We start from the raw sequence: 24,954 nt of genomic DNA on the forward strand, positions 1-24,954 counted from the left end.
TAATCTCCGTCACAGTAGTATCGAGGCGACGTATTCGCCCGGGGAGATCTCCCCGCGTTCGAGGAGCTCGAGCCCCTCTTCGGCCACGCCACGGAAGCCGGACTCCCTCAGGTAGCGGAGCATCTCGTCGCTGTTGCGGATCATCTCCAGCGCCTCCAGGAGCTCGCCGTCGAAACGGAGCACCTCGAGGAGGTATTTGCGGCCTTGGTAACCGGTCTGGTCACAGGCGGGGCAGCCGACGGGCCGGAAAGAGGCGCGCTCGCTCGCCGGAAGCCTCAGTGCGGCCAATTCCTCCGGCGCGGGTACGTAGCGCTCCTTGCAGTCGGGGCAAAGGAGGAAAACGCTGCGGCAGCCAACCACTCCCTTCAGGTGGGTCGGGATCAGGAAGTTCTTCTGAATCAGGTAGAGCAGCTGTTTCAGCACCTCACCCTTGCTCCCGTGCGAGATCCCGGCCAGCACCAGTTTGCCGCGCATCACCGCCTTGCTCGCCGCGATGAAGGCGGGAAGCTCGGTTATGTCCTCGATGACGAGGGTGTCGGGATCGTGGTCCATGGCCCGGGCCGTCACCGCAGCGGTGTCGTCGGCGATGCAGCGCGCCAGGGGGAGGCGGGGGAAGCGTTCCTTGCCGCGCCCGAGCCGCTCACCCACGATCATCACGTTGCGGTCGGTGTGGTCGCACGAGTCGAGGAAGAGGTCGATGAGCCTGCCGCGCGTCTCCGGCTCCCTGCCGGAGAAGAGGATGAGACCGTCGCGGACGCCGGCCAGGGCGTCTATGTCGGCGCGCTGCCGCGGGGCGAGCCCCAGGTCGTCGAGACCGGTCAACTGCGGCGCGCTCACGTGCAGCCTGAGCGTCACGTATTCGCCGCCGTCCCCCGCCATGAGGAGCGCCTGGAAGGGGATCTTCTTTCCCTGCAACAAGAACCTGAGCACGCCGTTCGACGCACCCTGGGTGGCAGCGGGGAGCGAGCAAAGGCGCCGAATGCGCTCGGTGAGAAGGGCGTAGTGGGTGATGGCGAGGCTGCCGAGCTCGGTGGTCTTTCTCCCGGCACGGGCTAAGAAACGCACCCGGTCCCCCAGGGGCTGCAGGGCGAGGCTGTCGAACTTCTGCTGCACCACGCGCAACAGGAGGTGGTTCAAAAGGGTCGCGCAGGTGAGATCCGTGTTGATGGCGGAGAGCACGGTCGCGCTGAAAAGCCCCGAGGAAAAACCGAGCTCCGGCTGCGTGACGTCTGGCCCGTAGAGGATCTCGTGCATCTCGCGGATCTCGCGGATGAGACCTACGGAGATGTTGACGTGGCACCCGGTGACGCGGGAGAGCTCCTCGATGGCGCCCTTGTCGAGCGGGTCGGCCATGGCGACCGAGAGCTCGGTGCCGGTCAAGACCACCGGGCAGAGGCTGTAACGCCGTGCCAACTCCCCCGGGACCTTCTCCACGGCGGCAGGATCTATGTTCTCCTTCTTGAGGCGTACGTAGGGGATGTTCAGCTGGTTGGCGAGCGCCCAGTCGATGTCCTCCTGGGTGACCACCCCCATGCGGACCAGCGCTTCGCCGACCCGGCATCCCGAGACCTTCTGCGCCTCGAGGGCGGCCCTCAACTCATGCTCGGTGATGATCTGCGATTTGAAAAGGACCTCACCGATGGACCCTTCCTTGACAAGCCCGTTCATTGCATTACCTCCGGGTTCCTGCAGATGGCGGTGCCACGGAAATGTAACCGAAAACGCATCGAATGACAATTGGCAATGCCGAGGCACAAATCAATTGACAATTGACAGTGGACAATTGACAATGCCACGTTTGCTGCAGGCATAGAAGCCGATGCCCCGTACCTCTACAAGCAGAACCTCAACGCAGATCCCCTTCCTGACTATCCGTAAGTCGCGTTGCAAGTCACTGCCATCATTACTGAACAAGACAACACGTTGTCAATTGCCAATTCTCAATTGTCAATTGAATAAGGAGTTTGCATGCAGAGAAAAGCCATCGCCCTGCTTTCGGGCGGACTTGATTCCACCCTCGCCGTGAAGGTGCTCCTCGAACAGGGGATTGCAGTAGAGGCGCTCAACTTCACCTCACCCTTTTGCACCTGCACCGGAAAGAACGCCGGTTGCAAGTCTGAGGCGGTTCGCGTGGCGGAGGAGTTCAAGATCCCCATCAAGGTGATGCACAAGGGGACCGACTACCTTGAGATCATCAGGAACCCGAAGCACGGCTACGGCAAGGGGATGAACCCCTGCATCGACTGCCGCATCTTCCTTTTGCAGAAAGCGAAACAGTACATGGAGGAGTCGGGCGCCGACTTCGTCATCACCGGCGAGGTGCTCGGCCAGCGCCCCATGAGCCAGCGCCGCGACACGCTGCGCGTGATCGAGCGCGAGAGCGGCCTCGAGGGGCTCCTCTTGCGCCCCCTCTCGGCCAAGCACTTCAACCCGACCATCCCGGAGCAGGAGGGGTGGGTGGACCGCGAGAAGCTCCTCTCCATCTCGGGACGCTCCAGGAAGGAGCAGTTCGAGCTCGCCGAGGAACTCGACGTGAAGAACTACCCCTGCCCGGCCGGCGGCTGCCTTTTGACCGAGCTCTCCTTCGTCGGCAAGATCCGCGACGTCTTCGACCACTCCGACGAACTGAACATGAGGGACTTCAGGCTCTTGAAACTCGGGCGCCACTTCAGGATCGGACGTCGCACCAAGGTGATCGTAGGTAGAAACGAGGCGGAGAACGATCTCGTCGAGCGCAACATCCAGGCGGGTGAGGCGGCACTGCGCTGGAAGGACGGCAAAAGCCCCCTCGCGGCACTCATGGGGGAAAGCTCTCCCGAACTCCTCGAGCGCGCGGCGCAGATCCTTTTGCGCTACACCAAGGCGGAGCCGGGTGAGACTGCCACCATCGCGGTCACCTGCGACGGCGTCGAGAGCGAGTTCGTCACCACTAACGCAATGGACGAGGCCGCGGTGGAAAGCCTCAGGGTATAACCTCCCCTTCCCTTCGTTGCGGCGGCTCGCAGTAACGGTAAACGTTCTTGCCGTCCTGTTTGGCGCGGTACATGGCGCCGTCGGCGCAACGCACCATGCCATCCATATCGGTATCGTTAACGGGGTAGATGCAGATACCGATGCTCACCCCGACCGACGCCTCCTCCCCTTCCACCTGGAAGGGGAGCGAGAACGCCGCGATGATCCGCTCCGCAACCACCGTCGCGTCCTGCGGCTCCGCCATCTTGCTCAGGATGATGGTGAATTCATCCCCTCCCATGCGCGCCACCATGTCGCAGGCCCGCACGCAATCTTTCAGACGGCGCCCCGCCTCCAACAGCACCACGTCCCCCGCGGCATGGCCGAAGCGGTCGTTCACCTCCTTGAAGCAGTCGAGATCCAGGTACATGAGCGCCATCGGGTGGTGATAGCGCTTCGCCTCCGAGACCACGTGGTTCAGCCGATCGAAGAAGAGCACCCGGTTCGGCAACGAGGTGAGCGAGTCGTAGTGGGCAAGCGTTTCCAGGCGCGCCTTGGCGAGTTTTCGCTCGGTGATGTCCCGGAAGATGACCTGCAGCGCCTTCTGCCCACGGTACACGAAGGGCCCCACCCCGAGCTCCACCTCGATAGCGGTGCGGTCGCTGCGCAACAACCTCTCCTCGACCCACGGCGCGGTGGTATCGGTCGACTCCGCGTAGCTCATCTGCTCCAGGAAGACCTCCTCCGACTCCCTCTGGATGAACTCCCGCATCTCGCGCCCCATGAGCTCGTCGGGGACGCCGCACCCGAGCATCTCGCACCCCGCCGGGTTCACGAAGACGAAGCAGCGGTCCACGAGGATGGCGATGCCGTCGAGGGAGAGCTCGACCAGGCGGCGGAAGCGCTCCTCGCTCTCGCCGATCGCCTCGACCATGTTCCTCAACTGCTCTTCGGTGTTGGCGCGCGTGGTCACGTCCTGCAGGGTCTGGATCGCCGCCAGGAGGTTCCCCTCGGTGTCCCGGATCGGGGCGGCATCGAAGCATAGGTAGCGTTGTTTTCCCTTGAGCCGGTACCACCCCTCCGCCCGGAGCCCCTCCGGGATGAGGGCCGAGTCCGCGTAGCAGGGGTAGAGATCCGCCATCTCGTGCAGCGCTCCGTCCACCACCACGTCGGCCAGCACCCGGCGCGGCTCCTCGTAGAAGGCGCGCCACGGCTCGGCCCCGCCGACCTGACGCGAAGCCTCCACGCCGGTCAACTCCTCCATCGCCCTGTTCCAGATGATGACCCGGTGCCGGGCGTCGATGACGAAGCAGGGAACGGCGGAATGCTGCAAAAGCTCTTCCGCGAAGCTCTTCTCCCGCTCCAGAAGACGCCGCTGGCTGGTCAGCTCCTGCATCATCGCGTTGAAGGCCTGCACCAGCTCGCCGATCTCGTCCCCGCTTTGCAGCGGGATCGGTGTGAAGGGAGTCCCGTCGCGGCCGGACTCGCGCACCCGGCCGGCGAACATCAGAAGCGGAGCGGTGAGACGGCCTACGAAGAGCCAGACGGTGATGAGCGCCAGCGGCAGCAGCCCGCAGAGGCTGTAGAGGACGAGCCTTTCCGCCCTGGCGATCGGTTCGTAGGCCGTTGCGAGCGGGCGCTCCGCGGCGAGGATCCACCCCGTCGTCTTAAGCCGCTTAAAGGAGTAGATGCCGTCCACCCCGGAGGGGCTCACCATCTCCCCGCTCCCCTCGTACCCGGCGATGGCCCGGTCCAGGAGCTCCCGCTCCCCCCTGTGCGCCATGGGGATGCCGACCTTGTCCCGGTCCGGGTGCGCGATCATCTGGCGGTTGTCGTTGAAGAGGAAGAAGTTGCCGCCGTCCCCCACATGCATGCGGGCCACGCGGCTCAGGAAATTTTCCTCCCGGAGTTCCACCTTCCCGCCCAGCACGCCGATCACGCTGCCGTCGGCGCCCATGACCGGTGCGGTGAACATCACCACCTGATGCCCCTCGCCCCGGGCCGAGGTGAAGGGTGTGGAGATCTGCGGTCTGCCCGAGGCGAGCGTGCGTACGAAGTACTCGCGCGTGGCGAATTTTTTTCCGATGAGCGGGGTCTCCCCCGGAGCGTAGGCGAGAAGGGTGCCGGCAGGTGAGAAGAAGGCGGTGCCGTCGCTGAAGACCTGGTGCAGGTCGAGGCGGGAGTCGAGGAAATGCTGCAGTTTGGCGGCGTCACCGGCCATCGATGGTGGAATGCTGAGTGCCACCGCGGTGAGTTCCCGTTGCGCCGCGGTGATCCGGTCGTCGAGTTCGCCCGCCATGGCGCTCACGACGGAGAACTGCCGGCTGGCGGTGCTGGCCTTGAACTCCTGGATGAAGAACAGGAGTCCCAGCCCGGCGACCCCGGTGCTCACGGTGCCGACCAGGATGAAGACCACCGCAGCCAGCTTTATTTTCAGGCTGAACCTCGACATTGCCGTCGTCTGCTTCGTTTAGTCGGTGTGGGTGGCGAAAATCTGCTCGAAATCGCCCGCCGCCCCCGCGAAGGCCTCCAGGACCTCCGGGTCGAAATGGTGCGGCATGGTCCTGCCATCCCCCTTGGTGATGATCTCCACGGTCCTGTCGTGGTCGAGGGCGGGCTTGTAGACCCGCTTGCTCCTGAGCGCGTCGTACTGGTCGACCAGCATCACGATGCGCCCCTCCATCGGGGTCGCTGCCCCGACGAGGCCTGCGGGATAGCCGCTGCCGTCCCAGCGCTCATGATGGGTGTTGGCGATGGAGGCCGCCATCTGCAGCACCATGTGGTTTGAGCCGGTGAGGATCTTGCCGCCGATGGTGGTGTGCCCCTTCATGATCTCGAACTCCTCCCGGTTGAGCGGTCCCGCCTTGAGCAGGATGGCGTCCGGGATGCCGATCTTGCCGACGTCGTGCATCGGCGCCGACATGGCGATGGCGTCGGTGAAGTCGCGCGGCATGGCGAGCTGCTCGGCCAGCCGCTTCGCGTACAAGCCGATGCGGGCGATGTGTTTGCCCGTGTCCTCGTCCCTAAGCTCCGCCGCCGCGGTGAGCCTCTCGATGGTCTCGCGGCTCATGGCGCGCATCTGCACCAGGGCCTCCCCGAGTTCGCGGGTCCGGTCGAGGACCTGGCGCTCAAGCTCCGCCTTGTAGTTCTTCTCGACAAGGACCAGGCGCTGGTAGTTGATCCCCTTCTCGACGGCGTAGATGAGGTAGGGGGTCTTGAAGGGCTTGATGATGAAGTCGAAGGCCCCCTTCTTGATCGCCGAGACCGCCATCTCAAGCTCCGCGTAGGCGGTCATCAGGATCACCGGGATGTCCTTGTCGAACTCGTGCACCTGTTCCAGGAGGTCGATCCCGGTCATCTGGGGCATGTTGACGTCGGTCAGCACCACGTCCGGCGGCGACTGGCGCAAAAGTTCCAGCGCCTCCATGCCGTTCGAGAAGGGGTGCACCTCGAAGCCGCTCACCGACAGGAGCAGGGCCACGCTCTCCAGGACATAAGGGTCGTCGTCAACCAGGATGACGCGACCGGACACAGTTGTTTCCATAGCTTCTCCGGATGTTTGCGCGATGATTGCTCCCTTACGTAATGTCGGCAGATTTAATGGGAACTTGAGGGGGAGTTTTCTAAGGAAAGGCTAAGAGGTGCGGCGGGGACGGGGAGGAAAGGGTAAAAGGGGACTGGCCCGCAGGTGCCTGTCCCCCTCCGATAGTGCCGGAAAGGGGGACAGGTCTGCGTTGTCCAGCTACTGCTTCTCCTGCGCCGGGGCCTCCTCCTTCGCGGGAGGAGCTCCCGCGTCCGGGGCTTTTTCCGGCGCGGGTTCGCCTGCGGCAGGCTGCTCGGTGGCAGCGCCTCCCGAGGTTTCGGCGCCCCCCTTGCCGGGCTCCTCGGACAACCCCTGCGGCACGGTGGCGCTGGTGTGGTTCGCCATGACCTCGACCTGTTTGATGCTCTCGTCGACCTTTCTCTGCAGACGTCCGATGTTGGGCATCTCGGCCAGTGCCGCCTGGTATTCGCCGGAGGAGAGCACCCCCTTGTTGGCCAAAAGCCTCAGGATCATGTTGGAGCGCTTGAGCACCTTGTCCAGGTTCTTGTACGGGTTGTAGGCGACGCGGGGACCGGGGAGCATGGCGGCCAGGAAGGCGCACTCGCGCGGGGTGAGTGCCGCCGCGGGTTTGCCGAAGTAGTAGCGTGCGCCGTGGCCGATGCCGTGCACCATGGGCCCGAGCTCGATCACGTTCAGGTAGAGCTCGATGATGCGCCCCTTGCTGAGTTCCTGCTCCATCCGCTTCGCAAGGTAAAGCTCCTTCGCCTTCCTGGTCAGGGTCTTTTCCCGGGAGAGGAAGAGGTTCTTGGCCACCTGCTGCGTGATGGTGGAGGCGCCGCGGGCGAAGCTCTGCTTCTCGAGGTCGTACTTGATCGCCTCCTTGATCGCCTTCACGTCGACCCCCTCGTGCTTGTAGAAGGAAGCATCCTCGGCGAGGATCACCGCCCACTTCATCTCGGGGGGGATCTGGGCAAGCGGGGTCCAGTACTTGTTCTTCGGCCCCACCACCAGGGGGTGGTAGTTACCCTGCCAGTCCTTCACCTGGATGGTCATGTTGGTCTTTTTGTTCTTTAGCTCGGTGACCGGCGGGAGGAAGAACAAGGAAACGACGACGTAGACGACATAGAGGGCCAGGAGACCGGCGCCCCAGCGGAGGTATTTCTTCAGATTCATGTGATGCGATTCCTTTCTAAGCCTCAGATTTCCTGAACCGTCTGTGCCATCCCCGCCGCCATGACGAGGGCGGCCTTCATGCTGGCGGCACTCGCGCGGCCGGTCCCGGCCAGGTCGTAGGCGGTGCCGTGGTCCACCGAGGTGCGGATGATGGGAAGCCCCAGGGTGACGTTCACGCCGTCATCGAAGTGGAGCAGCTTGAGCGGGATGAGCCCCTGGTCGTGGTACATGCAGACCACCGCGTCGTACCCCCCCTCACAGGCGAAGTGGAAAAGGGTGTCGGCAGAAAGTGGCCCCGTCGCGTCGATCCCCTCCGCCCTGGCCTGCGCGATGGCGGGAGCGATGATGCGGCTTTCCTCGTCGCCGAACATCCCCCCCTCGCCGCAGTGCGGGTTGAGCGCAAGGACGGCGAGGCGCGGCGCCCTGCAGAACCAGCGGGAGAGCGAAGCGTTGGTGATCCTGATGGTGGAGAGGACGCGCTCGAAGGTGACGAGCTCAGGGACGCGTGAGAGCGCCTCGTGGATGGTGACCAGGGTGACGCGCAGGCGCTCGCCGGCGAGCATCATCACCACCTCGTGCCCGCCGGTCAGCTCGGCGAGCAGTTCGGTGTGGCCGGGGAAGTGGTGCCCCGCGCTGTTCAGCGACTCCTTGTTGATGGGGGCGGTCGCCATGGCCGCCGCGGTCCCTTCCATGCAAAGGCGCGCCGCCTCGCAGATGTAGCGGTAGCAGGCGTCTCCCCCGGCGGGGGTGGGACGGCCGTACTCCATCTGGTCCGCGTTGAGGGTGGAGAGCTCACGCAGGTAGAGCGTCCCCGGTGCTGCTGCCGCGGGAGGGATGAGGTCCGGGGCGGAGACGATGGCTAAGTCTACGCCGGCGACGGCGATGCCGCGCTCCATGGCGCCGCGGTCGCCCAGAACCAGCGGGCGGCAGAGGGCGGTTACGGAGGGGTCGGCGAGCGTGGCGGCGATGATCTCCGGCCCGATGCCGCTCGGGTCACCCATGGTTACGGCGATGATCGGTTTTTCCAAAGGGTTCTCCTTTAAGGCCCGCACAAACGAATAGGGGCCCTTGAGCCCCTATTCGCGCTTCAAGCTGCGAGCTTCGCGCCTACTTGCGCACGTTGAGCGGCAGGATCAGCTTCTGTACCTGGCCGGTCTCACGCTCGCGCCACTGCAGCCTCAGCTCCTTGGCGCTCGGGGCCTCCCCCGGGAAGAAGACGAAGCCGTTGGAAAGGCTGTCGGCGGGGATGGGACGCCCCTCCAGCCCCTTGCTCCTCAGGTCGTCCGAGATGCGGTTCTCACGCTCGTTGGAGGTCCCCTCCGAGGTCCCGCCGATGACGGCGCCGCCCGCCGCACCGATCGCGGCACCCTTGCCGAGGCTCCCCGCTACGCTCTGGCCGGAGACGATGCCGAGTGCGGCACCGAGCACGGTACCCGCGGCGGCGCCGAGGAGGGCGCCCTTGCCGGCACCCTTGCCGAAGAAGGAGGCGAACTGGGTCGAGCTCTCCAGCCGGTCGAAGGCGACCTTGTTGGTGACCATGGGCCAGTAGTTCCCCCCCTCGTCCACCAGGAAGGTCTGCCCTGCCATGAGCTCCAGGGTCTTGCCGCTCTTGTTGTCCATGACGAGCATGACCGGTAAAAGCCCCGCCCCCTTGATGTCGAAACCGAAGGCCTGCTCGGCGGAGTCCGCGGTCGCGTACGCCTCGCCTCCGAGGGAGACGCCGTTTTGCTCCATGTGGTTCACGTACGCCTCGGGGGGACGGAAGGAAACGTACTGGCTCTTGTAATGGGTGCATCCGGAAAAGAGCATCATCGCGATCATCATGGCGGCTACTTTTCTCATGGCTGGCCTCCTTGTATTCTCATTAGTATCACCGCAGTAACTATATACCCGTTTTCAGGCCCGCTCAAGCCCGGCGAAGCGTACGAGGAGCTTCTTCGGCCCGCCGAGCGAGTTGAACCAGACGATCACCTTCTGGTTGTCACCCTCCCCCTCGATCTTCCGGATGGTGCCGGGACCGAACTGGGCGTGGCGCACCTTCATCCCGACCCAGATGCCGTCCTCCCCGTCTTCCGGGACCATGCGCACCTCGTTGTCCGCCACCTCCGGCTCCATCTCGTCCTCGAAGAGGGAGGCGAGGTTGTGCGAAGAAGAAGAAGAGGAGGAGAAGTTGTGCGAAGGCTCACTGCGCTGCCAGAGGTCGCCCCCGTCCAGGAGCTCCTTCGGGATGTCCGCGATGAAGCGGGCCGGCGCGTTCATCTGCTCCTGGCCGAAGATGTGGCGCCGGCGCACGTTCAAAAGGAACAGGCGCTTTTTCGCCCGGGTCATCCCGACGTAGCAGAGCCTTCTCTCCTCCTCCATCTGCTCCGGATTCTCAAGGGCGCGCGCGTGGGGGAAGAGCTTCTCCTCCATGCCGATCATGAAGACGAGCTGGAACTCGAGTCCCTTGGCCGAGTGCAGCGTCATGAGCGTAGCCGATGCCTTCTTGCCGTCCCCCTCGTGCTCGAGGTCGCTGACCAGCGCCACCTGCTCCAGGAAGTCGGCGAGCCCCTTCTCCCCCGGCCCGGTCTCGTAGACCTGCATGGCGGTAACCAACTCCTGCAGGTTCTCGATGCGGTCCTGCCCTTCGTCGCGGGGCAGGCTCTTCAGGCGCGCGTAGTACCCGGAATCGTTGATGACGGCGGCGGTGAGCTCGGAGAGCGGGAGCTTTTCGGAGAGGGCCTTGTAACCCTCCATCTCGTTCACGAAGGCGGCGACCTTTCCCTTCGCGGCGGCCGGTAAGAGCGGCCCGTAGGCCCCCTCCAGCATGGCGTCGTGGAACGGGATCCCCTTTTCGTTTGCGAACTCGGCGATCCTCTGCACAGTCGTGTTGCCGATGCCGCGCGGCGGGGTGTTGATGATGCGCTTTAGCGAGACGTCGTCGGCGGGGTTGTCGAGCACCTTCAGGTAAGCGAGGATGTCCTTCACCTCGAGGCGCGCGTAGAAGCGGACGCCGCCCACCATGTGGTACGGGACGCTCGCCGCCACCATGGCGTCCTCGATGACGCGGGACTGGGCGTTGGTGCGGTAGAAGACGGCGACCTCGGAGAGGTCCCCCCCCTCGGAGAGGAAGCGCTCGATCTCGCGGCAGACGAGGCGCGCCTCCTCCCACTCGTTCGGGAGGGTGCGGTAGACGATCGATTCCCCTTCCGGGTTGTCGGTCCAAAGGCGCTTGGGCTTTCTGCCCCGGTTCTTCTGCACCACGTGCCAGGCGCCGTCCAGGATGTTCTTCGTGGAACGGTAGTTCTGCTCCAGCTTCACCACCTTCACGTTCGGGAAATCCTTCTCGAACTCAAGGATGTTGCGGATGTCGGCGCCGCGCCAGCCGTAGATGGACTGGTCGTCGTCCCCGACGACGCAGAGGTTCTGCCTCTCCCCGGCGAGGAGCTGCACCAGGCGGTACTGCACCGGGTTCGTGTCCTGGTACTCGTCCACCATGATCCAGCGGTAGCGCTTCAGGTACTTTTCCAGCACCTCCGGGTGCTCCTCGAAAAGCTGCACGGTAAGGAGCAAGAGGTCGCCGAAGTCGACCGCGTTGCAGCGCTTCAGGCGCTCCTGGTAGCAGCGGTACACCCGGGCGAGCGTCGCCTGGTAGGGGGAATCGGCCGGAACGTCGAAAGGGGTCATCCCCTGGTTCTTGAACTCGTCGATGGAGCTCCCCAAAAGCTTCACCGGATAGCGCTTCTCGTCCAGGTTCAGTTCGGCGGAGCAGTCCTTCAGGAGGCGCTCGCAGTCCTTGTCGTCGTAGATGGCGAAGTTCGGGTCGTAACCCAGGCTTTTGATGTCGTTTCTTAAAAAGCGGGCGCAGGTGGAATGGAAGGTGGAAACGAGCGGCGTTTCGCCGTCGCCCAGCATGTGCCGGATGCGCTCGCGCATCTCGCCTGCGGCCTTGTTGGTGAAGGTGACGGCCAGGATCTGCCAGGGGGGGACGCCCCGCTCGTGGATCAGGTAGGCGATGCGGTGCACGATGACGCGGGTCTTGCCGGAGCCCGCGCCGGCAAGGACCAGGAGCGGTCCCTCGCCGTGCTGCACGGCCTCCTTCTGCGGAGGGTTCAGATTGTGGAGCAGTTTCATGGTTTTCCTTAAGGCCCGCCGGGGCTTAGGCGCCCCGGGAGGAAGCGCCTCTTTATACCACCTAAGCGCCGTTCAGGTCAAAAGGGAATCTGCCTACAGCTTCTCCAGGGCCCGGGCCAGCGCCCCGCGCAGCGGTTTCGGGAGCAGGGCGAACCTGACGCCGATCCCCCTCGGACGGGTCTTTCCGCTCTCGTCGATCCAGACTGCTTTACAGGGGGTGTCTACGGCGGTGCCGTCGGGAAGGGTGAAGGAGACATGAATGACGTTCCCCGCCTTGGCGATTAGGTCGGTGACCAGATAGGCCCCCTCGACCCCGAGGTCGTGCAGCGCACATGGTGCGGAGACCCCGTTGCAGGAAAGGGTGGCCGGGAGGCAGCAGGGGACGCGCTTCTCTCGACGGTCGATGTCCGGGATGAACTCGCGGGCGATCTCGAGAAAACGGTCGCGGCCGGCGGGCTTGGTGAGGAAGTAGTTGCAGCCGGCGGCGAAGCTCTCTTCCCGGTCCGCCTCCGATGTACTGGAGGATATGATCACCACGGGGGTGTCGCCGTGCGACTGTGTGGCCCGGATCGCCTTACAGCAGCTCGCGCCGTCCATGTTGGGCATCTGCAGGTCCATGAAAACGACGCGAGGACTGTAGGATTGCACCGCTTCCAGCGCCTCGACGCCGTCGCGTGCGGTAACGATTTTTACGTCGGCATGCCGGAAAAAATCTCTCTCGATCTCGAGGAACATCTGCAGATCGTCAACGAGCAGAATGGTGGGTTGCAATGGCGTCTTCTCCCTGTGGGGGCAAGTTCTTGAATATAGAATTTTCCCGATAAAATACGACTTACCGTGCGCCAAGTCAAGGTACAGCAGTCCCCAGAGCCGCTTCTGTCCGCGCATGCGACCGGCAAGGGAGCCACGCCTGCCCTTGGAAATCATACAAACTACCGGACTTTGGGCCTTTACGGTCGTGAGAGCGCGATAAGGCGAAGTAAGACAAACACGGACATGAAAATGGGCCCCGAGCTTATATATGACAGGAACAATTATTGTTATCTTTCAAAGGCTTTCCTGAACCAACCCGTAAAGCACCCCTCCCCCCGGAGGGGGAGGCCGTAGGGGGGAAGCTGGCCGGCAAGGGGACAGGCACCTGCGGAGCCAGTCCCCACGATCATCCGTCAGTCAGGATCGCCTTTACCGCCGTCCGTTGCATGGAGCAGCCGCGTTTATGACAGCAAACAGCATGACCCGCATCCCCATCGTTGCCCTGGCCTACGCCGTTCTCGGCGCCCTCGGCCTCGCCCTGGCCATTCCCCCGGGCTATGCGAGCCCGGTCTTTCCCGCCGCCGGCCTCGCGGTCGCCGCGGCACTCTACTTCGGCCACCGCATCCTCCCCGGCATCTGGCTCGGCTCGCTCTTCATCAACCTTGCCACCCCCTGGTACCACGGCACGCTCCACGCAGACTCGGCGGTAGTGGCCGTACTTCTCGCCACCGGTGCGACGCTGCAGGCCTACGCCGCGGCAGACCTGGCAACCCGGTTCCTTGGCGATAAATGGCGCGTGCTCGAAACCGAGCGGGATATCGCCTGTTTCCTCGTCTGCAGCGGGCCGGTCGCTTGCCTCGTCTCGGCCACCGTGGGCATCGCGGCGCTTCACCTGGCCGGCATCATCCCGAGCGAGGATCTTGCCTTCTCCTGGTGGAGCTGGTGGAGCGGCGACACGTTAGGGGTGGTGCTATTCGCTCCGCTCACCCTGATCTTCCTGCTCAGGGAATCCCCCTGGAAGGAGCGTTTGGTGAACGTCACCGTCCCGATGACGGTAACCCTCATGCTGGTTACGGCGTCCTACCTCGGCATCGCACGCTGGGAGCAGAGACAGCAGGAGGCACAGGTCGCCGACCACGGCAGAAAGCTGACCCGGCTCTTGGATCACCGCCTGATAGCGCACCAGGAGGCGATCGCCGCGCTGCGCCGGGTCATCGAGATGAACCCGGAGATGACCTTCCAGCAGTTCGAGTATTTCACCAGCATCACTTTGCATGACAACCCGGACATCTTCGGGCTGAGCTTCAACCCCTTCGTCCCCCATGCCGACCGCAGCCGCTTCGAAAGCGCGATGGCGGCGAAATCCCCGACCGGCAGTTTCAGGATCACCGAGAGAAACAGCCGGAAAGACCTTGTCCCCGCCGGAGCCCGCCCGCACTACGTCTGTGTCGGATACATCGCTCCCATCGCCGGGAACCTCCCCGCCATCGGCTTCGACATCAACTCGGAGCCAATACGCCGCGCCGCCATCGACAAGGCCCTCAGGACCGGGCGTCCATCGGTCACCGCGCCGATCCAGCTGGTACAGGAGCAGCAGAAGCGGGTGGGGGTACTGCTGCTGCATCCCGCCTACCGCCGCTCCGGGGCGGCTGTCGCGACCGACCCCGCTTCGCCTCTGGGGTTCGCCGTCGCCGTCATTAAGGTCGACGAGATGATCCGGATCGCCATCCGCGACCAGTTGCCCGAGGGGCTGGAACTGCGGGTCAGCGATCCCGCGGCGCCTGCGTCAAAACGCGTCCTCTTCCAGTCGGGAAGCGAACCGCAACCCGCCGACTCCTACGCTTGGCACGGCAAACTCACCATCGCCGACCGCCACTGGACCGTCGACATCTTCCCCACCTCCGAGTACCTCGCCCAGCACCGTTCCTGGATCGCCTGGAGTGTCGGGATCATCGGGCTCCTCTTCGCCGCCCTCCTGCAGGTGATGATGCTCGCCATGACCGGGCGCACCTCGGTGATCCAGCGGCGGGTCGCCGAACAGACCGTGGCGCTCATGCAGGCGAAGGAACAGGCGGACGCGGCAAACCAGGCCAAGGGGGAGTTCCTTGCCAACGTAAGCCACGAGATCCGCACGCCGATGAACGCCATCATCGGCATCGCCTATCTCATGCGCCGCGACGCCACTGGCCGCCAACGCCAGCAGCTGTGCAAGATCGACCGGGCCGCCCGACACCTGCTCGGCATCATCAACGACGTACTCGACTTCTCGAAGATCGATGCCAAGAAAATGACTCTGCAACCTACCGTGTTCGGCGTCCCCTCCATCATCGAAACGATCCGCTCGGTACTCGCGGACCGGATGGAGCAGGCCCAGGTGGAATTTATCGTCGACGTACGCAACATCCCGCGTCGCGTGTACGGCGACGACCTGAAGTTGGAGCAGATATTGCTTAACTTCGTCAGCAACGCGTTCAAGTTCACCGAGCGCGGCACCATTGAGCTGGTTGGCGAGAAAATACGATGCGAAGGGGAGCAGGTCTGGCTCAGGTTCTCGGTGCGCGACACCGGCATCGGCATGACCGCCGAGCAGCGAGAGAAGATCTTCAACGCCTTCGAGCAGGGGGACGGCTCCATGACCAGGCGCTACGGCGGGACCGGCCTTGGCCTTGCCATCTGCCAGCGCCTGGCGGAACTGATGGGCGGACGCATCCACGTCGAAAGCACCCCCGGTGCGGGTAGCACTTTCTCCCTCGAGGCACCTTTCGGCTTGGTGGACGGCGCCGAGGTCACCGATCGCAGCGTAGCAGCGGCAACGGCGCGGGCCGAGGCGGTTGACGTGGAGGCACGCCTTGCCCCCCATGCCGGCCAAAAGATCCTCCTTGCCGAGGACAACCCGCTCAACAGGGAAGTGATCATCGATCTTTTGCGGCATGTGGGGCTCGAGGTGGATGCGGCGGTCGACGGCGAGAAGGCGTTACAACTCGCCCGGCAAAAGCGTTACGACCTCGTGCTTCTCGACCTGCAGATGCCGGTGATGGGGGGGATCGAAACGGTGCAGCAACTGCGAAGGCTTACCGGGTATGAGTCGGCACCCGTGCTCGCGCTGACGGCGAACGCCCTGGAAGACGACGTGGAAGCCTGCCGCCGCGCCGGGATGAACGCCCACCTAAGCAAGCCGGTCGATCCGAACCAGCTCTACGCCACGCTGCTCAACTGGCTGCCGAAGCCGGTCGCCGCACCGCGTAGCGCGGCAAGCGGGCCCAAGACCGAGGAGAGTACCAGCGCCAACGACCTCATCATGGGGATTCCGGGGCTGGACGTCGCGACGGCGTTGCGCAGTTTCCGCGGCAACGCGGCGCGCCTCGTCGCGATGCTGTCGCGCTTTAGCAGTTCGCACGCGGCGGACACCATGATCATCGAGGAGGCAGTCGAACAGGGAAACATTGCGGCGGTACGGCATCTCGCCCACAACCTGAAGGGGACCGCGGGGGCCCTCGGGCTCGCGGCCATTCAGCTGGCCGCTGGGGAGGTGGAAATGGCGGCGAGGACGCAGCAGCCCAAGGAGGACCTGTTGCGGCTTTGCCGGAACCTGCAGAGTAAAGTCGACGAGGTTTCGCCTTTCCTGCAGTCCCTTCCGGGAGCGCTCCCGGTGCCGGAGGCGGCCGTTCCCTGGCCCCGGCTGCGTGACGGCATGCAGCGGCTACATGACCTGCTTGCCAACGACGACATCGAGGCGGTACAGTGCTTCGACGAGTTGCGCGGCATGCTGTCCGAGACGGGGCAGGAAGAGACCCGGGAACTGGCGCGACACATGGAGTCCTTCGCCTTCGACCGGGCACTGGTGCAATTGGGAGCGATGATGGAGCGGTTTCAACAGGCCCCGAAGTAAGAGCGGATGCCGATTGCGGCAGGGCAATGAAACGAGGAGGGTTTGATGAACAGCAAAAAAGAGCGCCCGACGGTCCTCATCGTCGACGACACCCCGGACAACCTCGCCTTCATGGGACAGCTTCTAAAGGACGACTACCAGGTGCGGGTGGCCACCAACGGCGCGAAGGCCCTGCAGATCGCACGGGACGCGCGCCCTCTCGACGTCATCCTGCTCGACATAATGATGCCCGAGCTCGACGGTTACGAGGTGTGCCGTCTCCTTAAAAGCGATCCCGCCACGAGGGAAATCCCCGTCATCTTCCTGACCGCGAAATCGGATCCGGATAGCGAGCGCCGCGGCCTCGAGCTCGGCGCCGCCGACTACATCACGAAGCCGATCAGCCCTCCCATCGTGCTCGCACGCATCAAGACCCAGTTGAACCTGAAGGCCGCCGCCGACTTCATGCGCAACAAAAACGATCTTCTGGAGCGGGAAGTGCTCCAGCGCACCGGGGAGCTGCAGAAGTCCAACCAGCAGTTGCGGCTGCTCGCCGCACGCGTGGAAACGGTAGCGGAGCAGGAGCGCATCGAGATCGCAAGGGAACTGCACGACGAGTTGGGGCAGCTCTTGACCGCCTTGAAGCTCGACCTCTCCTGGCTCAAAAGGCGCTGTCCCGAGGGGGACACGCCGGTCGCCGGCAAGATCGAGGCCATGGACCAGGTGATCAACGCGACCATCGGAACGGTGCGGCGCCTGACCACCGGGCTGCGCCCGAGGATGCTGGACGAACTCGGCGTGGTTGCGGCGATCGAGGCGGAAGTGCAGGAGATGCGCAACCGGCACCTGGAGTGCACCCTCGACGTCCCGCGGCGTGACACCGCAATCGACAAGGAGCGCCAGGTGTCGCTGTTCAGGATCTTCCAGGAGAGCATGACCAACGTCATGCGCCATTCGGGCGCCACCCGTGTCGAGATCCTGCTCGACCTAGACGACGAGCGCGCCATTTTGCAGGTGACCGACAACGGCTGCGGCATCGGCAGCGCGCCCGCCAACAACCGTTCCCTCGGACTGGTCGGGATGCAGGAGCGCGCACACCGCTGGGGGGGCAGCTTCGAAATCCTTGGCACCCCCGGTGCCGGCACCACGGTCCGCGCCGTCATCCCGCTCAGGGAGAGCGGCGACGCCGGAATCGGCGCCACGTGATCCCGACTTGAGAGCTACGCCGACTTCCCGTGCCTTTCCAGCAGGCGGTTCTTTATCTCACGCACTTCCCGGAGCGCTTTGGGGCTCAACCGGTCCGGAGCCACGTTCTCTCGGTCGGCACGCCGCACCTCCTCGCAGAAGGCGAGGCTCCCGAGCAAACGGTCCGCCGGTATCGCCGCTTCGATGAGGCGCAGGTCCTCCGCGTCGCGCACCTTGCTTCCCACCACGAAAACCTCCTCGATGCCGAGGTCCCCGGCAAGCTTCACGATCTGGTGCGCCGTCTGGAGGCTGCGCTGCCCCGGCTCCACCACGACCACCAGTGCGTCCACCGCTTCGGCAGTGCGGCGCCCCAGGTGCTCGAGACCCGCCTCCATGTCCATGATGACCACCTCGTCACGCTCTAGGAGAAGGTGCCCCATGAGGCGCTTCACCAGAGTGCTTTCCGGGCAGGCACAGCCGCTCCCCCCCTGCTCCAGCGTCCCCATCCAGAGGAAACGGACCCCGTCGTGCTCCATGCAGAACTGCTCCGGAAGGTCGCTCACCTTCGGATTCAGCTTGAAAAAGGAGCCGTAGCCGCCGTTTGCGCCGGTGCGCTCCTCGGCGAGCTCCTTCATGCGCGCCACCGGCTGGAGGTCCGCCGCACGTTCCGCCGGGATGCCGAGCGCCGCGGCCAGGTTGGCGTCGGGATCTGCGTCGACGGCCAGCACCCGGCCGCCATCGTCGGTGAAGGCGCGGCAGAGGAGGCTCGCGAAGGTGGTCTTCCCGACGCCCCCCTTGCCGGTGATGGCGATCTTCAGCCCCGGTCCGCGCTGCGGGACAGCATGGAGATGGGGGTGGTGATGGTCGTGATGATGATCATGGTCATGGTCATGGTGGTGGTCGTGAGCGTGGTTATGGTGGTCGCACATAATTTTCCTACTCCATTGTTTTTTGCCCTGGTCCACGTCCCCGCCCCCGGAGGGGGAGGGTTAGGGAGGGGGGAGCGCAGCAGCTCGCTCGACCTCCCCCCCTCCCAACCTCCCCCCTCCGGGGGGAGGAGCCGTCGGCCCCATTCCGTTAAATTCCCAGGCCCTTCCTGCGCTCCTCGATCACCTCCAGGAGCTTATCCGCCGCGACCTCCGGGTCGAGCTCGACCAGGAAGTAACCTCCCAGCAGATCCTTCGCAGTCTGGGTGAGGAGTTCGGTCACCTTTGCCGATCCGGTCACCTGCGGCATGGTGCCCAGGTGGGTCGGGATGCCGAGGGCAACGCTCCAGGTGCCGATGGCGACCGCCTTCTCCGACATCGCTTCGGGCGCCGAGGCAACGAGGGGAAGCTGGTCGAGATCGACGCCCAGCTTGTCGGCGACCGCCACGGCCACCTGGACGGCGCGGCTGTTGTCCACGCAGGAGCCCATGTGCAGAACGAGCGGCAACGGCCCGTTCAGACCGGCGGAGGTGCCGATCGCGGTCAGGACAGCCTTCAGCGACTCGCCCGCGTACTCGAGCGTCGCCTCCTGGGTCATCAGGCCGTGCTTCGCGAAGGACCCGGCGCCGCAACCGGTGGCGAGCATGAGCACGTTGTTGGCGGCGAGCTTCTTCGCCATGGTGACAAAGCTGCTGTCCTGGGCCACCTGGGTCGAGTTGCATCCGGCGAAGAGCGCGATGCCGCGGATGTTGCCGTTGGCGATGTTCTCGATGAGCGGCTGGAGCGGGTCTTCTGCGTTCAAGGTGGCCAGCGCGGCAAGCACGGACTCGACGCCGAAACCGACTATGGCGGTCTGCTTGAAGTCCGGGATGTTCACCCGGCGCGGGTCGCGCCGCTTGTAGGCGTCGATGGCGGTGGCGACGATGCGGCGCGCGTTCTCCAGGGCGGTCTCCTCCTTGAAGTCGACGTGGGTCGCGCCCGGGATCTTGTTCTCCGCCATGGTGGTGATCACGGCGGTGTGGAAGCAGGCCCCGATCTCGCTCACCGAGGGCATGATGCACTGCACGTCGACCACCATGGCGTCCACCGCGCCGGTGACGAGCGCAAGCTCCTGGGAGAGGTAGTTCGCCGCGAGCGGAATGCCGTGGCGCACCATCACCTCGTTGCCGGTGCAGCAGATGCCGACGATGTTGATGCCCTCCTTCGCACCGGCCTTTCTGGCCTCCTCGTCCATCTGCCCCGCCACCTCGCAGACCACCTCGCTCAAAAGCGGGTTGTGGCCGTGCACCGCGATGTTGACCGCATCCTGCTTGATGACGCCGAGGTTCGCCGCGGTCACCACCGGAGCGGGAGCGCCGAAGAGGGCGTCGGAGAGCTCGGTGGCAAGGCACATGCCGTTAAAGTCGGCGAGCGCCCCCTTGATCCCGCCGAGGATCAGGTTCACCGGGTCGGCGTCGCACCCGACCAGGGTGCGTCCCATGATCTGCGTGATCACCGCGTCGATGTTGTGCGGCAGGACGTGCAGGGCTTGCAGCCGCTCCAGGCGTTTCTTGGTGAGGGTCGCCTCGATCCAGTTGCAGGGGACGTCGTGGTCCTGGTTCTGGAAGTCCTCGAGTGTCGCCTTCGCCACCGCGGCGGCGATGGCCGGGATGTCCTCACCCTCGGTGCAGATGTCGAGCTTCGCCGCGACCGCGCGCAGCTTCGCCTCGTCGCGGATCTGGTAGGCGGGAAGCCTCCCCTCCGCCACCCCCTGCAGGGCGAGCGCCACGTGGCGGCCGTGCTCGGAGTGTCCCGCCGCGCCGGCGGCGATCATGCGGATCACGTTCCTCGCCACGATGGTGTCGGCATCGGCGCCGCAGATGCCGCGCTGGGGGCCGTCCCCGAAGGGGTCGATGCGGCAGGGGCCTTTCCAGCAGATGCGGCAACAGACACCCAACTGGCCGAAGCCGCACTGCGGCTGCATGGCGCGGTGACGGTCCCAGACGGTGGCGATGCCTTCTTTTTTCGCGATGGGCAACAGGGTCGCCGCGGACGGATCGGTGCTGAGCTTCATGGTCATATCCTTGCCTTCCTTGATTTGAGATGTTGGAGCGATTGGGCCAGCTCGGCGGCCCGAGCCTCGATAAGGGTCTGACGGTACTCTTCCAGGTCGACGAGCGAGAGCGCCTTGGTGGGGCACGCCTCGACGCAGGCCGGGAGCTCGCGCCCGGTGCCGGCGCAGAGGTCGCACTTGCGCGCGATCCCGCCGTTTGTGCGGCAGCTCTCGGGATCGCTCCCCTCGTGTTTCACGCTGATGGCGCCGAAGGGACAGACCATGACGCAGACCTTGCAACCGACGCAGTTCTTCTCGCGCACCCCGACCTGTCCGCTCTCCTGCAGCATCGCCCCGGTGGGGCACGCCGCGGCACAAGGTGCATCCTCACACTGGCGGCACTGCACTGGCATCATCACCCCGCCCGCCGCCACCACGCGGTTACGCGGCCTCAGGGTCAGCCCGGCGAGCGCCGCCTGGTGCAGGCCGGTGCCGGAATGGGCCACCGCACAGGCCAGTTCGCAGCCGTGGCAGCCGAGACAGCGCTCCGGGTCGGCAAAGACGATGGCATTTTCACGTTGTCGCTTCATTGATGGTCTCCTTTGCATACGGCCTCCAAACTCTCCACATACAGTTCCCTGCCGCCGGTCATCGCGACATCGCCCGACGCGCAGGACGGACAGGTAAAGTTGAAATCTGCGATCCTGAAGTCCGCGCCGCAGCCGCGACAGCGTCCGGTGAGCGGCACCTCCTCGATCTCCAGCCGTGCCCCTTGGGCCACCGTCCCCTCTGCCACCACCTCGAAGCAGGCGGTGAGCGTCATAGGCTCCACCGCGGCGAGCTCTCCCACCTTCAGGCGCACCTTCGAGATGGACTCGATGCCGCGCGCCGCCACCTGCTCCTTGATGATCTCGAAAAGACCGGTAACGAGGGTGATCTCGTGCATGGCGCCCCCTAGCGGTCCGTGCAGGCGATGCAGGGATCGATGCTGTTCACGATGAGCGGGATGTTCGCAACCGGCTCCCCCTTCAGCATCACCTTCAGAGCGTCCCAGTTCATGTAGGAAGGGACGCGCCACTTGAGACGCACCGGCATGTCGGAGCCGTCCGTCCTCAGGTAGTACATGAGCTCGCCGCGCGGCGCCTCGGACTTGGCGATCGCCTCCCCCGCCGGGATCTCGGGGAGGGTGTCGGCGCAGAGCGACCCGCCCGGGAGCTGCGCCAGGCACTGCTCGATGAGAGACACCGACTGGCGCGCCTCGGCAAGACGCACCAGGTTGCGCGCCCGGACGTCCCCCGCCTCCTGCACGGCGACCTCGAACTCCAGCCGGTCGTAAGCGCCGTAAGGGCTCTTCTTGCGCACGTCGTAGTCGATGCCGCAGCCACGCGCCACCGGCCCCACGACGGCGTACTCCCGCGCCGCCACGCGCGGCAGCACCCCGACCCCGGCCATGCGCACGAGGAGTGCCGGGTTGTTGTCGTATTGCAGATAGAGCTCGTCCAGCGGCTGTTTCATCGCCTCCATCTGCCGCGCCAGGTAGGCGGCCCCCTCGACGCTCAGGTCGTAGCGCACGCCGCCGATCACGTTCGCCGCCAGGTCCATCCGGTTGCCGTAGATCGCCTCCTTGGCGCGCTGCATGATCTCGCGGACCTCCATGACGCGCCTAAAGAGCGCGGTTTCGCCGATCACGTTCGCCTGCACCGCGCAGCAGAAGAGGTGCGAGGCGATGCGCTTGATCTCGTCCGCTACCGCGCGCAGGTACTCGGCCCGCTCGGGAATCGTGATGCCGGCCACCTCCTCGACCGCCGCGCAGAAGGTACTCGGATGACTGTTGGAGCAAAGGGAGCAGAGGCGCTCCAGCAGGGTGATGTTCTGGTAGAAGTTGCGGCGCATCACCAGGTGCTCCATGCCGCGGTGCACCTGCCCGGGGAGGACGTCCAGGTCGGCGACCCGGTCCCCTTCCAGCTTCACCCGGAAGTACATCGGCTCCTCCAGGGCGAGCTGATGCGGCCCGAGTTCGATCAGTTTCGTGCTCATGGCTCCTCCCGTTCGCCGGCAAGGACCTTGTCCCAAAGAGCCTTGCCGGTTGCCGCGTTGGTGAAAGTGGAATACGGCACCAGGCGCTCGAAGGGGGCGTGGGGTAGCGAGTGATCGAGGAACAGGCGCCTCGGGTCGGGATGTCCCACCACCTGCACGTCGTACAGTTCCATCAACTCCCGCTCCTGCCAATCGCAGTTGCGGAAGATGGCGGTAAGAGAGGGAACCCGCGCCCACTGAAGCGGGAGAATGACAGTGAGAGTCAGCGTGGTGCCGTCGAGGTCGAAGTGGTAGGCGATCTCGCGCTCGCCCTTCTCCCGGGCGCGTTCCGGCAGGTAGGCGGTCACCATGGCGAGCCGGCCGTCGAGCTCCGCCACGGCGCGCGCCGCCGGTAGCAGGGACTCGCCGGAGGGGAGGCGGCACCAGCCGGTCTGGACCCCCTTGTGGTCCTGGCACCAAAGCACCTCGGTTTCCTCGCCGGCGGCACAAACCAGGGCGGCTGCAACGCAAGCTTCAAAACCATCCCTCACCCCCCCTCCAGGCACCCTCTCCCGTATTTCGCTTGTCAGGTTGATGCAATCGCTCATCGTCTGGGCACTCCTATGCTCATCTGTTGCCGGCAGGCCGGGCAGAGGCTTTTCAGTCGTTCGATGTCGGGGTTGGGGCGGCGGAAGGCGGCATGCAGGAGCTGCGGGGCGGCCGGGACGATGGGCTCGCCGCAGCCGACGCAGGGTGCGTAGGGGACCTCGCCCCGCTCGACCTGGCGGAAGGCGTCAGCGGCGGGGTGGTCGAGACGCCAGTCGCCGGTAACGGAGAGGGCGCCGGTGGGGCAGTAGTGGCTGCACAGGCCGCAGAAAACGCAGCTGTTATGCCAGAGAGTCAGGCTGACGCCATTTTCTCCCTCTTCGAAACGGATCGCACCAGCGGCACAGACATGGCGGCAGATACGGCAGTCCACGCAAGAGCCGGCGTCGTAGCTCAGCCTGCCGCGCACGGGGAAGTTGTCGACGGGTACCGCCCGCCGAGTCGGCGTCCCACCGTCCCGGCGGACACGCCGCAGTTCCAGCGCCTCTGCGATGCCCGCCAAGAGGGCCTGGGGGCGCGGCGGGCAGCCGGGGATATTGACGTCCACCGGCAGGTGGCGCTCGAGCGGACCGTCGACGGCGTAGCTGTCGCGGAAAACTCCCCCGGACACCGGGCAGACACCGACCGCGACTGTTACCTTGTCCTGCAGCGTCTCAGCGTAAAGCCGCAGCACCTCTTCCCTGGCGCGGACGGTGAGCGGCCCGGTGATGAGGACGATGTCAGCCTCGCGCGCCGCTTCCGTGTAGCGGCAGCCCAATTGCTCCACGTCGAATTCGGTCACCGCCGAGGTCACCGCCAGTTCGACGTCGCAGCCGTTGCAGGACCCGGTGTTGATGCGGAACAGCCGTACCGGCTCTATCGCATTTTCTTCTGCCTGGATGTGCATCGAGATCTCCCATTGCAGACAAGTTGCAGCATGGGAGGCAATGTAGGGGAAAAATGACGCGCGGTCTGTCGGGGAGCCGACAATTCGAGATTTTTCTTTCTTAGGCGGGAACTGGACCGACTGGATGGTTCCGGCAAGGAACTGCCTGACGGGATCAGGGGATTTCTTTCATCTCTTTGAAGGCGTCGAGGTCCTTGATGAGGAGGGTCTTGCGGTCGATCTTCTGCAACAGGTCTGCCTTGATGAAGTCGTTGACGATCTGTGAGATGGTCTGGCGGGTGGTGCCGACCAGGAGGGCGATGTCTTCGGTGCCGAGGCCTAGCTGCACCACGGTCCCCTGCGGGGTCACGCGCCCACGGTCCGCCGCCGCTCCCACTAGGAACTCGACAAGGCGCAGCCGGACGTCCTTGAAGGCAAGTCCCTCGATGGTCTGGATGGAACTCTGCAGGAGCTCACCCAACACCTTCACCATGGTGAGGGAGAATTCGGGGCGGCGCGCCAGCGCCTCGCGGAAGGTTGTTGTGCTGCAGACCAGGATCTCGGCCCCCTCGAGGGCCTGTACGAAAGCGGGGGTGTGCGTACTGAAGACGTCCCCCTTCTCCAGGAGGGCCAGGGTGAACTCCTTGTCCTCGTAGGCGAGGTAGATGCGCAGCCTGCCGCTTCGCACCACGAAGACGAGGTTTTTCTCCTCGAAAGGTGAGTAAATGAGGGTTTTTCTGTCGTAGCGGCGCGGCGTGAAGCCGGCCTGAAACTCGGGGTCGGCCTGGAAGAGCGAGAGGAGGTCCGCGTCGGAAAGCTTCATCTTTTTATGCATCGATAGCTCCTCCATCAGAGTTACCGGCGCATTATGAAGCAGCCCGAATGCAAAAGGCAAGGCGGGTAACGCACTCGATGCGTATA

19 protein-coding genes are annotated in these 24,954 nt (G+C 64.9%); 3 read left to right on the forward strand and 16 right to left on the reverse strand.

What is annotated here, in order from left to right:
* Window positions 1-9 precede the first annotated feature (9 nt).
* Window positions 10-1,668, reverse strand: a complete 1,659-nt coding sequence (locus E4633_RS03005; protein WP_135868778.1) for a GspE/PulE family protein — start codon at window positions 1,666-1,668, stop codon at window positions 10-12.
* 300 nt (window positions 1,669-1,968) lie between these two features.
* Here E4633_RS03005 and E4633_RS03010 point away from each other — a divergent pair, with 300 nt between their 5' ends.
* Entirely contained in the window at window positions 1,969-2,973 is a 1,005-nt protein-coding gene (locus E4633_RS03010; RefSeq protein ID WP_135868779.1) for a hypothetical protein, read from the forward strand.
* Here the strand turns inward: E4633_RS03010 and E4633_RS03015 are convergent.
* The 7 genes from E4633_RS03015 to E4633_RS03045 form a co-directional block, all read right to left on the reverse strand.
* Window positions 2,963-5,404: a sensor domain-containing diguanylate cyclase gene (locus E4633_RS03015; RefSeq protein WP_135868780.1), complete on the reverse strand. Its 2,442-nt coding sequence runs from the start codon at window positions 5,402-5,404 to the stop codon at window positions 2,963-2,965. The genes E4633_RS03010 and E4633_RS03015 overlap by 11 nt on opposite strands.
* An 18-nt stretch (window positions 5,405-5,422) precedes the next feature.
* Window positions 5,423-6,496: a response regulator gene (locus E4633_RS03020; protein ID WP_135868781.1), complete on the reverse strand. Its 1,074-nt coding sequence runs from the start codon at window positions 6,494-6,496 to the stop codon at window positions 5,423-5,425.
* A 198-nt stretch (window positions 6,497-6,694) separates the two neighbouring features.
* Entirely contained in the window at window positions 6,695-7,669 is a 975-nt protein-coding gene (locus E4633_RS03025; RefSeq protein WP_135868782.1) for a transglycosylase domain-containing protein, read from the reverse strand.
* A gap of 23 nt (window positions 7,670-7,692) precedes the next feature.
* The gene (gene pdxA, locus E4633_RS03030) at window positions 7,693-8,670 is read right to left on the reverse strand and encodes a 4-hydroxythreonine-4-phosphate dehydrogenase PdxA (RefSeq protein WP_135869566.1); all 978 of its coding nucleotides are present in this window, start codon (window positions 8,668-8,670) and stop codon (window positions 7,693-7,695) included.
* A gap of 106 nt (window positions 8,671-8,776) precedes the next feature.
* Window positions 8,777-9,511 (reverse strand): glycine zipper family protein, encoded by a 735-nt coding sequence (locus E4633_RS03035; RefSeq protein ID WP_135868783.1) that lies wholly within the window; start codon window positions 9,509-9,511, stop codon window positions 8,777-8,779.
* A 54-nt stretch (window positions 9,512-9,565) separates the two neighbouring features.
* A complete protein-coding gene (locus E4633_RS03040) occupies window positions 9,566-11,782 on the reverse strand; it encodes an ATP-dependent helicase (protein ID WP_135868784.1) in 2,217 nt (738 codons plus the stop codon).
* A 93-nt stretch (window positions 11,783-11,875) separates the two neighbouring features.
* Window positions 11,876-12,553 carry a response regulator gene (locus E4633_RS03045; protein ID WP_135868785.1) on the reverse strand — a complete coding sequence of 226 codons (678 nt, stop codon included), beginning with the start codon at window positions 12,551-12,553 and terminating at the stop codon, window positions 11,876-11,878.
* A gap of 445 nt (window positions 12,554-12,998) precedes the next feature.
* On the opposite strand from E4633_RS03045, the gene E4633_RS03050 reads away from it, so the two are divergent.
* Both E4633_RS03050 and E4633_RS03055 read left to right on the forward strand, forming a co-directional pair.
* Window positions 12,999-16,424 carry a CHASE domain-containing protein gene (locus E4633_RS03050; protein ID WP_135868786.1) on the forward strand — a complete coding sequence of 1,142 codons (3,426 nt, stop codon included), beginning with the start codon at window positions 12,999-13,001 and terminating at the stop codon, window positions 16,422-16,424.
* Between the two features lie 45 nt (window positions 16,425-16,469).
* Window positions 16,470-17,609, forward strand: coding sequence for an ATP-binding response regulator (locus E4633_RS03055; RefSeq protein ID WP_135868787.1), 1,140 nt, complete (start codon window positions 16,470-16,472; stop codon window positions 17,607-17,609).
* A 14-nt stretch (window positions 17,610-17,623) separates the two neighbouring features.
* On the opposite strand, the gene E4633_RS03060 is transcribed toward E4633_RS03055, so the two are convergent.
* The 8 genes from E4633_RS03060 to E4633_RS03095 all read right to left on the reverse strand — a co-directional run bounded on the left by E4633_RS03060 (window position 17,624) and on the right by E4633_RS03095 (window position 24,868).
* Window positions 17,624-18,517, reverse strand: coding sequence for an ATP-binding protein (locus E4633_RS03060; RefSeq protein ID WP_246037879.1), 894 nt, complete (start codon window positions 18,515-18,517; stop codon window positions 17,624-17,626).
* A 148-nt stretch (window positions 18,518-18,665) separates the two neighbouring features.
* Window positions 18,666-20,573: an anaerobic carbon-monoxide dehydrogenase catalytic subunit gene (gene cooS / locus E4633_RS03065; RefSeq protein WP_135868788.1), complete on the reverse strand. Its 1,908-nt coding sequence runs from the start codon at window positions 20,571-20,573 to the stop codon at window positions 18,666-18,668.
* Window positions 20,570-21,136: a 4Fe-4S dicluster domain-containing protein gene (locus E4633_RS03070; protein ID WP_135868789.1), complete on the reverse strand. Its 567-nt coding sequence runs from the start codon at window positions 21,134-21,136 to the stop codon at window positions 20,570-20,572. Before E4633_RS03070 ends, cooS begins: the two co-directional genes overlap by 4 nt.
* On the reverse strand, window positions 21,133-21,492 hold the full coding sequence (gene hypA, locus E4633_RS03075; protein WP_135868790.1) for a hydrogenase maturation nickel metallochaperone HypA: 360 nt from the start codon (window positions 21,490-21,492) through the stop codon (window positions 21,133-21,135). Before hypA ends, E4633_RS03070 begins: the two co-directional genes overlap by 4 nt.
* 8 nt (window positions 21,493-21,500) lie before the next feature.
* Window positions 21,501-22,583 (reverse strand): hydrogenase large subunit, encoded by a 1,083-nt coding sequence (locus tag E4633_RS03080; protein WP_135868791.1) that lies wholly within the window; start codon window positions 22,581-22,583, stop codon window positions 21,501-21,503.
* A complete protein-coding gene (locus E4633_RS03085; RefSeq protein ID WP_135868792.1) occupies window positions 22,580-23,170 on the reverse strand; it encodes an NADH-quinone oxidoreductase subunit C in 591 nt (196 codons plus the stop codon). The genes E4633_RS03080 and E4633_RS03085 overlap by 4 nt, the downstream gene beginning before the upstream one ends.
* Complete coding sequence (locus tag E4633_RS21015) at window positions 23,167-24,054, reverse strand: NADH-quinone oxidoreductase subunit B family protein (RefSeq protein ID WP_135868793.1); 888 nt, start codon at window positions 24,052-24,054, stop codon at window positions 23,167-23,169. The genes E4633_RS03085 and E4633_RS21015 overlap by 4 nt, the downstream gene beginning before the upstream one ends.
* Window positions 24,055-24,208: 154 nt before the next feature.
* Window positions 24,209-24,868: a Crp/Fnr family transcriptional regulator gene (locus E4633_RS03095; protein WP_135868794.1), complete on the reverse strand. Its 660-nt coding sequence runs from the start codon at window positions 24,866-24,868 to the stop codon at window positions 24,209-24,211.
* Window positions 24,869-24,954: the final 86 nt, after the last annotated feature.

This window comes from Geomonas terrae, assembly GCF_004791675.1.
In the GTDB taxonomy this organism is placed as follows: Bacteria; Desulfobacterota; Desulfuromonadia; order Geobacterales; family Geobacteraceae; genus Geomonas; species Geomonas edaphica.

Bases quoted from the DNA above. Each gene is read 5' to 3' on its own strand.
- E4633_RS03085 (WP_135868792.1), bottom strand. From the start codon at position 23,170: ATGAGCGATTGCATCAACCTGACAAGCGAAATACGGGAGAGGGTGCCT.
- E4633_RS03035 (WP_135868783.1), bottom strand. From the start codon at position 9,511: ATGAGAAAAGTAGCCGCCATGATGATCGCGATGATGCTCTTTTCCGGA.
- pdxA (WP_135869566.1), bottom strand. From the start codon at position 8,670: ATGGGTGACCCGAGCGGCATCGGGCCGGAGATCATCGCCGCCACGCTC.
- E4633_RS03015 (WP_135868780.1), bottom strand. From the start codon at position 5,404: ATGTCGAGGTTCAGCCTGAAAATAAAGCTGGCTGCGGTGGTCTTCATC.
- E4633_RS03050 (WP_135868786.1), top strand. From the start codon at position 12,999: ATGACAGCAAACAGCATGACCCGCATCCCCATCGTTGCCCTGGCCTAC.
- hypA (WP_135868790.1), bottom strand. From the start codon at position 21,492: ATGCACGAGATCACCCTCGTTACCGGTCTTTTCGAGATCATCAAGGAG.
- E4633_RS21015 (WP_135868793.1), bottom strand. From the start codon at position 24,054: ATGCACATCCAGGCAGAAGAAAATGCGATAGAGCCGGTACGGCTGTTC.
- E4633_RS03040 (WP_135868784.1), bottom strand. From the start codon at position 11,782: ATGAAACTGCTCCACAATCTGAACCCTCCGCAGAAGGAGGCCGTGCAG.
- E4633_RS03095 (WP_135868794.1), bottom strand. From the start codon at position 24,868: ATGCATAAAAAGATGAAGCTTTCCGACGCGGACCTCCTCTCGCTCTTC.
- cooS (WP_135868788.1), bottom strand. From the start codon at position 20,573: ATGACCATGAAGCTCAGCACCGATCCGTCCGCGGCGACCCTGTTGCCC.
- E4633_RS03055 (WP_135868787.1), top strand. From the start codon at position 16,470: ATGAACAGCAAAAAAGAGCGCCCGACGGTCCTCATCGTCGACGACACC.
- E4633_RS03025 (WP_135868782.1), bottom strand. From the start codon at position 7,669: ATGAATCTGAAGAAATACCTCCGCTGGGGCGCCGGTCTCCTGGCCCTC.
- E4633_RS03080 (WP_135868791.1), bottom strand. From the start codon at position 22,583: ATGAGCACGAAACTGATCGAACTCGGGCCGCATCAGCTCGCCCTGGAG.
- E4633_RS03010 (WP_135868779.1), top strand. From the start codon at position 1,969: ATGCAGAGAAAAGCCATCGCCCTGCTTTCGGGCGGACTTGATTCCACC.
- E4633_RS03005 (WP_135868778.1), bottom strand. From the start codon at position 1,668: ATGAACGGGCTTGTCAAGGAAGGGTCCATCGGTGAGGTCCTTTTCAAA.
- E4633_RS03020 (WP_135868781.1), bottom strand. From the start codon at position 6,496: ATGGAAACAACTGTGTCCGGTCGCGTCATCCTGGTTGACGACGACCCT.
- E4633_RS03060 (WP_246037879.1), bottom strand. From the start codon at position 18,517: ATGTGCGACCACCATAACCACGCTCACGACCACCACCATGACCATGAC.
- E4633_RS03070 (WP_135868789.1), bottom strand. From the start codon at position 21,136: ATGAAGCGACAACGTGAAAATGCCATCGTCTTTGCCGACCCGGAGCGC.